This window comes from Actinocrinis sp. (assembly GCF_035946395.1).
Taxonomy (GTDB): domain Bacteria; phylum Actinomycetota; class Actinomycetes; order Streptomycetales; family Catenulisporaceae; genus Actinocrinis.
Window position 1 is genome coordinate 1 of the sequence record NZ_DASYZI010000220.1, and the last position, 9,046, is coordinate 9,046.

Consider the following 9,046-nt stretch of genomic DNA (forward strand, 5'->3'; position numbering starts at 1 on the left):
CGGAAGTGGACTCGTACAGGGCCACGGCATCGGCCTTGAACTCCTCCGAGTAGTCCTTCATCGCCATCGGCGCTCGTCTCGCTTCCTCCGGATCTAGCAAGATCCAGTATCAGCGTGTCCACCACTCGGGGGGAGGTCCCCTTGTTCGCGTCGCGCCGCCGTATCACCTCCCGCCCTCGGGTGTCGGTTTCCACCAGGAACATCTGGCGCAGCACCGTGCACAGCAGCGCCACCTGTGGCAGCTCGCGCAGCCAGGCGAACTCGCCACGCTGCGCGTAGATCGCGCCCAACAGCGTCCGCCCGTCGCGGCCGTACTGGAAAGTGAGCGCGTCGCACTCGGCCGCAGTGCGCGGCTGGCGCCAGGCCAAGAGCGGCGGGCCGTACCGCGTGGACCATTGCCCGAGGTCCACCGTCTCGGCCAGGAAGTGCAGGGCGACCGTGGCCAGCGCTTCGACCAGCGCCCGCACCGCCTCGTCGGCCAGCCCCCTCGTGTTCAGATCGCGCACCGCGCCGATCACGTGCGTCGAATCGGTGCGCTGCTTGCCCCTGACCTTGACCAGACCCAACTCCCGGCAGCACTCCAGCAGCCGGTCGAAGGCGAGCCGGACCAGACCGCTGCCAACCAACCGGGCCCGAAACTCCGTCAGAACGCTGTCATCAAAACCAGGATCGTCTCATTCGAGGCTCGGAGCGTATTTCCAGTCGATCCGCCCCGCCACCACGACCGCGGCCTGCCGATCCGTGAGCCGCTCCACAAACTGCAAGACCGTGACCAGCATCAACAGCGACGGCGCGATCCCCGGCCTGCCCCGCGCCCCGAACGCCCCGACAAAATCAGCATCCTGGAACACGGGTCCGATCTCGCCCCACAGCCGGATCGCCAGACTCCCACGCAGGAACGCCGCACGCACCACGCGCACGGTCTGCTCGGGAACCTCCGGCCACAGCATCAGCCGCATCGACATGACACTCGCCCCAACTCGGCCACGACCCCCGCAACACCAGCCCACAGCCAACCGCAACACCGCGACCAGCCACAAGAACCCCACGCGAATTAACCAGCAGCATCCTGTGCCTGCCGAAATTTCATCCGCGCAGGCCAGAGTACCTAAGCAGCCGTCGGATGAGCGGCCCACCAGGGTCGGGTTCGTCGTCTGGATGGGTGCGCCCGGTTGCACCGTCCCGCGATCGATGCCCATGGTCAACGAAACGCCCCGTCATGGGAGGTGTCGTTGATCGGGAGGCTCGCATGTCCGTGATGACGATTCCCCTCAAGCACGGTCCAACCGGCCGGCCTCGTTGCAGCTACCGGGTGTGCTGGCGCGACCCGGGCGGGCGGCAGTGTTCAAGGTCCTTCCGCGACAGCGGCGACGCGGCGGCGTTCGACATACAGCTGGCATTGGACCGCGACCGGCTGCGCTACGGCGCCGGGGACGCGCCGACGACGTTCGGTGCTGTCGCGGCGCGGTGGCTGGCGGTCAAGGCGGCGACCAAGCGCGAGAGCACCGTCATCTTCTACGAGAGCACCCTGCGCAACCACGTTCTGCCCGCCTTCGCCCACACTCCCGTCGGCGCGATCACCCGCGCCGATGTCCAAGACTGGATCAACACCCTCAGCACGAAGGGCCTGGCACCCAACACCATCCGGCAGATCTACCGCACCGTGTTCAAGCCATCATCACCCTCGCCCTCGACGACGAACTGATCGCCCGCACCCCCTGCCGCCGCATCGAGCTGCGCGCCGCCACCAAGGCAGAGCTACGCCCGCTCACCCCGGAGCAGGTGATGGCGATGGCCGCGGCCGTCCGCCCGCGCTACCGCGCGATGGTGATCCTGGCCGCGTGCACCGGGATGCGCTGGTCCGAGATCGCCAGCCTCACCCTCGACCACATCAACTGGCACACGCGCACCGCCACCGTGGACCGGCAACTCGAACGCAACGCCACGACCCCGGTGTTCACCCCGCCCAAGAGCAAAGCCGGAATACGCACCCTGCCACTGCCCGCCCTCGCGATCGCGGAACTCCGGCTGCACCTCTCCCGGTATCCGCTCGGGCCCGCGGGTCTGCTGTTCACCACACCGGCCGGCGCAGTCCTGAACCAGAACAACTGGCGACGCCGCGAATGGAACCACGCCCGCACCTGGGCCTACGGCGTACCCCTGGACGTGACGTTCCACCGGCTGCGGCACATCTACGCGTCCCTACTCATCCACCAGAACGTGCACGAGAAGGTCCTGCAGGTACGCCTCGGACACGCCAGCGCCGCCGAAACCATGGACACCTACGGGCACCTTTACCCCGACACCGACCACACCACCAGGACCGCTATCGACACCGCGTTTCGTGTTGCCTCGAATGTTGCCCACGGACTCCACCACGGCCGCAGGAACCGGAGAAACCGCAGGTCACACGGCAGATGTACGTGGGGCGCGTGGGACTCGAACCCACAACCTACGGAATTAAAAGTCGGAGCCTGAACCTGTCGGGGGATGATCCCTCGTGACAGTTCGGCTCCGTTTTTGCTGCTCAGAGCCTTATCTAGTGCCGGATCGTAACAGTGTTGATTCGCCGGTCACAGTGAATCCGTGAGCAGTCTGTGAGCAACCATCCCCCGAAAATCAGGCGGCCCCGCCCGGTGCTGAGAACACCGGCCGAGGCCTAGAACCCGAGACCTCTGGAGGTCTAAGGATCATGCGGGCCATTGTCCCGATTCAGGAGCGCGGCGTCACGCCGACTGCCTCCGCGCGCGTCGAACGCGCCGTGACGATCGTGTCCGGCCGGTCGGTCGGCGACGCCTTCGACCGCATCACGGCCGCACTGCGGCACGACGCCGAACCGCGGCCGTACTGGCTCGGCGGCTCGTGCCCGGCCTGGTGCGAGGGCGGGCACGAGGACGACGACTTCTACGACGACCGCAACCACTGGCACACCGCAGGGCGGCCGATCGAGCTGAGCATCCACGAGCCGTGGCGTACGCCCGCCGTGCCCGGCTCGCAAACCGCCACCGGCAAGCAGATCGCCGAGGCCTGCGGCCCCGTGCACGTGGACGCCGGCATCCGGCAGCACTATCGCACGGCGCAGCCCGAGATCCTTCTCGGCGTCCCGCGGTTCGGCGCGTCGGGCGCCGTCGAGGGCGAACAGGAGGTCCGTCTTACGCCGGACGAGGCGCGGGCACTGCGTGACTGGCTCGGCGGACTGCTGGCCGCCGTCGACGCCGCCGGGTCGGCGCCAGACCCGCACGCGGCGATGTTCGCCGCGGCCCGCGACGAGCGCACGGGCGGACCGGCGTCCGGACTCTCGGCAGCCGACGCGGACTGGTTCGCCGCGCACACGGCCGAGCGGGTCGACGCCGCGCGGCGCGCGATGGTCGAGGCGGTTGACGCGACGCTAGCCGAAACGCAGGCATCGCCAGCGGTGCGCGTACGCGTAATGGACAGCGTCGGTTTACTGGCCGCCTCGCCGACCTGGTCGGTCGACGACCACACCGAAGCGGCGGTGCTGGCGTTCACCCTCGCCGCGATGGATGCCGCGGTGTGCGGCGACGATGCCGAGATGTGGGCGTGGTTCCGCCGGGCGCGCGAGGCCGGCGGCGAAGTACCGGCCGGGGGTGTCCGATGAGCCCTGTCCCTGCTCCGCGGCCGGCCAATGCCTACGTTCGCGCGTGGTTCGCGCAGGTGCGCATCCTTGACGACCTGTCCGCCTTCATCCAAAGGCACGGGCCGGGGGCCGCACAGGAATTGCCACTGCTGAACTGGTCGCTCGGCGGGCACTACGCGCTGATCGCCGAGCTGCGTGAAGGCGAGAGCTCCTTGGAGACGCTGCGCGCCTACGCGACCGCGCTTGGCGTCGAGGTGCACGAGCGGGCCAAGCCACAGCGCACCGTCTACTCGGTGCGCGGCACCATCCCGCCAGCCTCAGTGGAACGAGGCGAGCCGCACAGCAGCGTCCTTATTCAGCTCACGGTCCACGACAACCTCGACAACGCGAACGGTGGTACCCCAATGGATGAGCGGGTCACCGTACACGGCCAGGACGGGGACGCACGGTGAACCAGTCCACCATCAAGTTGGGCAGCGGCGCGCAGATCAAGACCGTGTCGGATGCCTGGGCGCGTCAACTGCGCACCTTTGACGACCTTTACGGGTTCCTCCTCTTGCACGGCCCGTCGATGCGACAGCCACTGCCGGTGCTCGAATGGACGCTCGGTGGTTACTACGCGCTGAACGCCGAACTGCACGACAGCGAGGACGCCATGGAGACTCTGCGTGCCTACGCGGACGTACTCGGCGCCAAGGTGTACATGCGGACCACCGCGCACCGCATCGTCTATTCGGTACGTGGTGCCCTACCACCAGCCAGGCAGGGGCAAGCCGGACCGGCGACCGATGTTCTGATCCGGCTGAAGGTCGCGCGCCGACCTGGCGGCGCAAGCGGTGGTGCGCGATGAGCGGACAGGCCACCGTACACACTCAGTGCGACACCGCCGAGGCAAACGACAAGGTCACCGCGCGGCGCGCGGCTGTGGAGCTGCATCGCGTGGCGGGCGACATCGCCACGCTCGGCGACCAGGCCGCGACCGCGCTCGCTGAGGCGCACCGGCAGCGCGAGGCCCCCACGCACGATGCCGAAGTTCCGCGGCTAAGTGCCAGCGTCGACCGCGACGGGGGCGCGCTGTGAAGGCTCTGATCGGTTCGCTCGGTTTCGCCTACGTCGCCCACTCGCCGGGACTGTCCGCGGTGCTGCTGCCCGTGCTCGGCGCCGTCGTCGCGGCCGAGGCCGCGTTCATCGTCCGCTCGCTGCTGCGAAAGAAGGTGCGTCCATGACCGAGCAGTCCACTCCGGCGCCGTTGTGGCGGCCGACCGAGCAGGGTGCGCGCACGCTGTTGCTGTTCATCGCCGTCGCGGTCGCGGCGATCGGCGCTATCGCGCTGGCGCTCTCGTTCGTCAGCGTCGACGAGGCGTCGCGTCCGTACTTCGGTGCCGCCTCGTGGGCGATCCCGGTGCTGATGGACAGCACGATCGGTGTGCTGACCTTTTTCTCGATCGTGGCGGAACTCAACGGGCTGCGTGCGCCGCTGGCGCGCTACGGCGGTCGCGTCCTGGTCGCGCTGACCGTCTATGCGAACGTCGCTCCGCAGCGCTCGCTGTACGGCAGGGTTCTGCACGGTGCGCCGCCGGCGGTGTGGACGCTGGTGGTCGTCATCGCCGAGAGTACGATCCGCCGCCTGGTGGGGTTGAGCGACGAGCGGCGTATCGAGGCGCTGCGCCGTTCGCTGTGGCTGCTGCGGCCGGTGGCGACATGGCGTATCTGGCGCCGGATGCGTATCGAGCAGATCACCACCTACCGTGAGGCGTTGGATCAGGATGCTGCACGCGCCGCGGTGGTCGGCCGGCTGCGGCTGCACCATGGCCGCATGTGGCGCAGCAAGGCGCCTCTTGCCGAGCGCATCGCGCTGCGCTTGCAAGGCCGCGACCCGGTCGGCGTGGCCGAGATCCTGACGGCTCACCAGTACACGGCGCAGTTGCTCGCGGGTACGGCGGTCGAGCCCGTACCTGAGGCGCAGCCTGAGCCGCCCGTCGAGGACGTCGCCGAGGTCGCGCCGAAGCATGCGCGCCGCGCCGCGCAGACGCGTAGCCGTAAGGGCTCGAAAACGCCTGCGCCTCGCCGCTCGGATGACCAGCTGTACACCGAGGCGAGTGCGCTCAACGCGCAGGTGCTCACGGCAACGGGTACGGGCGTGAGCCTGCGCCGTCTGAAGGCCGAGCTGCACATCGGCCAGCCGACCGCCGAGCGGCTGCGTGCCCGCCTCGCCGCCGCCGCTCTCGACTCGGTCCCGGCCGTCGTCGAGGTCGACCAGGCGCAGCCGCAGCAGCACGCCGAGGCTGTACCCGTCGACTTGGCGGCGGCCGAGCCGGTGCGGCTGGTCGAGTACGCCAACGGCAGCCTGGTCGGGACCGCCGCGTGAGCGCCGACCAGCACTCGGCCGGCGAGCAGCGCACGTACCGCGTGCGCCTGGTCCTCGTTGACGCGCCCGTGCCGGGCCTGGCCGTGCAGTTCGAGGGCAAGCCCATGACCGAGGCGCAGGCCGACCGGATCGCCGCCGAAGCAGTCGGGCTCGGCATCCCCGTAGCGGTCCATCGGGACTGAACGCCTGACGGTGGCCCGCCCGGTCCCCACAGCCGGGCGGACCGCCGCGGGCAGTCAGCCCGAACCGACGATCGGAAGGATTCTGCGATGCCCGCAGAGCACACCGAAGCCGCGGCCGAGGACGTGACCGTTTACCTCGCCGGTGGCCGTACCGAACGGCACGAGGGCGTCAGCCGCGAGCGCGCCTGCGAGCTGGAGATGACTCTCGGCTCGTCGCCGAACATCATGCGCATCGACGTCGACCCGGCCGGGCACGGCGACGCCGGCGAGTGGCGGCCGGGCGAGTGCGACCGCTGTTACGGCGAGGTCGTCAACGGCGCCCCCGTCCCGGTCCACTGCGCGTGCCTGATCGGCCAGGGCGCGAGCGAGGCCGATTGCGTGTGCGGTCCGGCGGCCCTGGTGGTGGCGGCATGAAGGTCCGGCTGTGGGGACTACCCGAAGAGAACGACCGAGTCGCCGAGGCGCTGCGCGCAGCGTTCCGCGTGATCAACGAATCCGAGGACTGCCCGCCCAGCCACGGTGACTCCCCGCTGCGGCGCCGCTTCCTCAAACTGCGCCTCGACACCCCCGCCGAGGCCGAACAGCAGTAGTCCAGCGCCGGGCGCGGCGAGGCCCTGAGAAGCCGCCGCGCCCGGCTGTCCCCAGAGAGGACAGGCACATCATGACGACCCAGATCGAGCACGCCAACGGCCACGGCCCCGACGCGCCGACGACGGACCTCGAGGGCGCGCCGGCGAACGGCGCGCGGGACCGGCCACGGTTGGTCCCGTGGCCGCTGCGCGAGCCTGTCGACGCCGAGCCGGCCGACGCCGTCGAGGTCGACCAGGCGGACGAGGACGAGCGAGACGACGAGCTCGGCGAGCCGGTCGACCTGGTGCCGCTGCTGCCCGAGCCGATCCGTGCGCCGCGCCGGTTCGTGGTGCGCCACGTGCGGCACGTCGCGCTCGGCACCCGCGTGTACGCCGGCCGCCGCCGTGATGCGCGCTCGACGGCGCGGCACGAGCGGATGATACGGCTCGCCGAGGCGGCCGGCGACCACGCGTCGGCTCTGGAGTGGGAGACGCGGGCCGCGGCGTTCCGCAAGGAACGGCACGCCCGCCGCATGGCGCTGCTGCGCGCCCCGGTCTACGCAGCCCGCGCCGTGATCTACACGGCGAGCACACTCGCTGGCGCGCTGATCGCGCTCGGCCTGGTGCTCGCGGTCACCAGCGGCAAGCCGGCCGAGTCGACCGCGCCGCTACAAGTGGCGTTCCGCGTGGTGTGGTGGATCTGCTGGGCCGTCGACGTCGCCTGGCGACCGGCGCTGGTCGCCGCCCCGGTGCTGATCCTCGCCTCGCTGTGGACGCTCGGCCGCGCGCACGCGCCGCTCGACCCGGTTCTGTACGCCGAGGGCGGTGACGGCGACGGGCGCGAGCTGGTGCCCGACGAATCGGCGATCCTGACCGCGCTGCGGCACCTCGGGATCGGACCGTTGGACAAGGCGGTCAAGGCCGGATGGCAACCGCGGTGGTTGCTCGGCGCGGTCGAGGACGGCGCCGGCTGGCACGCTCAGCTGATGCTGCCGCAGGGCGTGAGCGTCGAGATGATCAATCGGCGTAAGAACCTGCTGGCCTCGAACCTGCTGCGCAAGCCGATCGAGGTATGGCCGAGCGAGCCGGACAACAAGCCCGGTGTACTCGATCTGTGGGTCGCGCATCCGGGCACGCTGACCGGCCCTGTGCCGCCGTGGCCGCTGCTGAAGACCGGGACCGCGGACTACTTCAAGGGCGTGCCGGTCGCCGTGACGCTGCGCGGCGAGGCGATCCGGGCCGGCTTGATGGCGAAGAACTACATGATCGGCGGCATCATGGGCACCGGTAAGAGCTCGGCGACCAGAGCCATCGTGCTCGGCGCCGCGCTCGATCCGCTCGTCGAAATCGAGGTCTACGTCATGGCGTACAACGCCGACTACGACCTGATGCGCCCGCGCCTGTCCGTGCTGGTCAAGGGCGATGAGGACGAGGACGTCGAGAAGGCGCTGAAGGCTCTGCGGCGGCTGCGCTCAGAAGTCACCCGCCGCGGCCAACTGCTCGAAGAGGCCGGCGAGCTCAAGCTCACGCGCGAGCTGGCCGCACGCGACAAGCGGATGCGTCCGCGCGTGGTCGTGTTCGACGAGTGCCACGAGCTGTTCATGCACAAGACCTACGGCGCCGAGGCCGCCGAGCTGGCCGAGAAGGTGATGAAGAAAGCCCGTAAGACCGGGATCACGCTGGTGTGGGTGACCGTCTCGCCGGCCAAGGACTCGATCCCGAAGGAGGTCACTCGCAACACCTCCAACCGGGTCGCGTTCGCAGTCGGCGATCACTACGCCAATGACGGACTGCTCGGCACCGGCAAGCACCGCTCCGGCATCACCGCGACCACGCTGAACCCGAGCACGGACATCGGCACCTCGGTGACGGTCGGGTTCACCGCGAACCCGTTCGACATCGCCCGCTGGCAGTACCTCTCCGATGATGACGTGCCCGCCATCATCGACCGGGCGTGCAAGGCGCGCGCCGGTATCGAGCGGACCGCGCTCGACCAGGCGCCGACCGTTGTCGTCGACCACCTCGCCGACGTCCTGGCGGTGCTCGGCGACGAGCCGCGGATGCGTACGACGGTCGTTTTGCAGCGCCTCGCGAGCCTACGTCCCGAGGTCTACGAGGGCTGGTCTGGGGAGCGCCTTAAGGCCGTGCTCATCGACGCCGATCCGGAGTTGGAGCCGCACAAGTCCAACGGGAACCCGGTCGTCGACGCCGCCAAGCTGCGCGCCGTTCTCGGCCGCCGCGACGACGAGCCGAGCGACCGGGTCGACGACGACCAGGCCGAGGACGACGGCGAGTTCGAGTAGGGACCCGGCCGCGGGGGGGGGGGGGT

At 69.9% G+C, this 9,046-nt stretch carries 13 protein-coding genes and 1 pseudogene; 12 read left to right on the forward strand and 2 right to left on the reverse strand.

Annotated features, from left to right (window positions below; translation table 11 throughout):
• A pseudogene (locus VGS97_RS14035) lies at positions 1 to 626 on the reverse strand (hypothetical protein); the annotation flags it as partial.
• 48 nt (positions 627 to 674) lie between these two features.
• Positions 675 to 1,205: a transposase gene (locus VGS97_RS14040; protein WP_326853899.1), complete on the reverse strand. Its 531-nt coding sequence runs from the start codon at positions 1,203 to 1,205 to the stop codon at positions 675 to 677.
• A 53-nt stretch (positions 1,206 to 1,258) separates the two neighbouring features.
• Between VGS97_RS14040 and VGS97_RS14045 the strand changes: the two genes are divergently transcribed.
• From VGS97_RS14045 to VGS97_RS14100, 12 genes are all read left to right on the forward strand, one after another.
• Positions 1,259 to 1,705, forward strand: a complete 447-nt coding sequence (locus tag VGS97_RS14045) for an N-terminal phage integrase SAM-like domain-containing protein (protein WP_326853900.1) — start codon at positions 1,259 to 1,261, stop codon at positions 1,703 to 1,705.
• A 29-nt stretch (positions 1,706 to 1,734) separates the two neighbouring features.
• Positions 1,735 to 2,478 (forward strand): site-specific integrase, encoded by a 744-nt coding sequence (locus tag VGS97_RS14050; protein ID WP_326853915.1) that lies wholly within the window; start codon positions 1,735 to 1,737, stop codon positions 2,476 to 2,478.
• Between the two features lie 214 nt (positions 2,479 to 2,692).
• Positions 2,693 to 3,619 carry a hypothetical protein gene (locus VGS97_RS14055; protein ID WP_326853901.1) on the forward strand — a complete coding sequence of 309 codons (927 nt, stop codon included), beginning with the start codon at positions 2,693 to 2,695 and terminating at the stop codon, positions 3,617 to 3,619.
• Positions 3,616 to 4,050: a hypothetical protein gene (locus tag VGS97_RS14060; protein WP_326853903.1), complete on the forward strand. Its 435-nt coding sequence runs from the start codon at positions 3,616 to 3,618 to the stop codon at positions 4,048 to 4,050. The genes VGS97_RS14055 and VGS97_RS14060 overlap by 4 nt, the downstream gene beginning before the upstream one ends.
• On the forward strand, positions 4,047 to 4,448 hold the full coding sequence (locus VGS97_RS14065) for a hypothetical protein (RefSeq protein WP_326853905.1): 402 nt from the start codon (positions 4,047 to 4,049) through the stop codon (positions 4,446 to 4,448). The genes VGS97_RS14060 and VGS97_RS14065 overlap by 4 nt, the downstream gene beginning before the upstream one ends.
• On the forward strand, positions 4,445 to 4,678 hold the full coding sequence (locus VGS97_RS14070; protein WP_326853906.1) for a hypothetical protein: 234 nt from the start codon (positions 4,445 to 4,447) through the stop codon (positions 4,676 to 4,678). The genes VGS97_RS14065 and VGS97_RS14070 overlap by 4 nt, the downstream gene beginning before the upstream one ends.
• The gene (locus tag VGS97_RS14075) at positions 4,675 to 4,824 is read left to right on the forward strand and encodes a hypothetical protein (protein ID WP_326853908.1); all 150 of its coding nucleotides are present in this window, start codon (positions 4,675 to 4,677) and stop codon (positions 4,822 to 4,824) included. The genes VGS97_RS14070 and VGS97_RS14075 overlap by 4 nt, the downstream gene beginning before the upstream one ends.
• Positions 4,821 to 5,966 (forward strand): DUF2637 domain-containing protein, encoded by a 1,146-nt coding sequence (locus VGS97_RS14080; RefSeq protein ID WP_326853909.1) that lies wholly within the window; start codon positions 4,821 to 4,823, stop codon positions 5,964 to 5,966. The genes VGS97_RS14075 and VGS97_RS14080 overlap by 4 nt, the downstream gene beginning before the upstream one ends.
• Positions 5,963 to 6,148 carry a hypothetical protein gene (locus tag VGS97_RS14085; RefSeq protein ID WP_326853910.1) on the forward strand — a complete coding sequence of 62 codons (186 nt, stop codon included), beginning with the start codon at positions 5,963 to 5,965 and terminating at the stop codon, positions 6,146 to 6,148. Before VGS97_RS14080 ends, VGS97_RS14085 begins: the two co-directional genes overlap by 4 nt.
• A gap of 87 nt (positions 6,149 to 6,235) precedes the next feature.
• Positions 6,236 to 6,562, forward strand: a complete 327-nt coding sequence (locus VGS97_RS14090; protein WP_326853912.1) for a hypothetical protein — start codon at positions 6,236 to 6,238, stop codon at positions 6,560 to 6,562.
• Positions 6,559 to 6,738 (forward strand): hypothetical protein, encoded by a 180-nt coding sequence (locus tag VGS97_RS14095; protein WP_326853913.1) that lies wholly within the window; start codon positions 6,559 to 6,561, stop codon positions 6,736 to 6,738. Before VGS97_RS14090 ends, VGS97_RS14095 begins: the two co-directional genes overlap by 4 nt.
• A 71-nt stretch (positions 6,739 to 6,809) precedes the next feature.
• The gene (locus tag VGS97_RS14100; RefSeq protein WP_326853914.1) at positions 6,810 to 9,020 is read left to right on the forward strand and encodes an FtsK/SpoIIIE domain-containing protein; all 2,211 of its coding nucleotides are present in this window, start codon (positions 6,810 to 6,812) and stop codon (positions 9,018 to 9,020) included.
• The last annotated feature ends 26 nt before the right edge of the window (positions 9,021 to 9,046 follow it).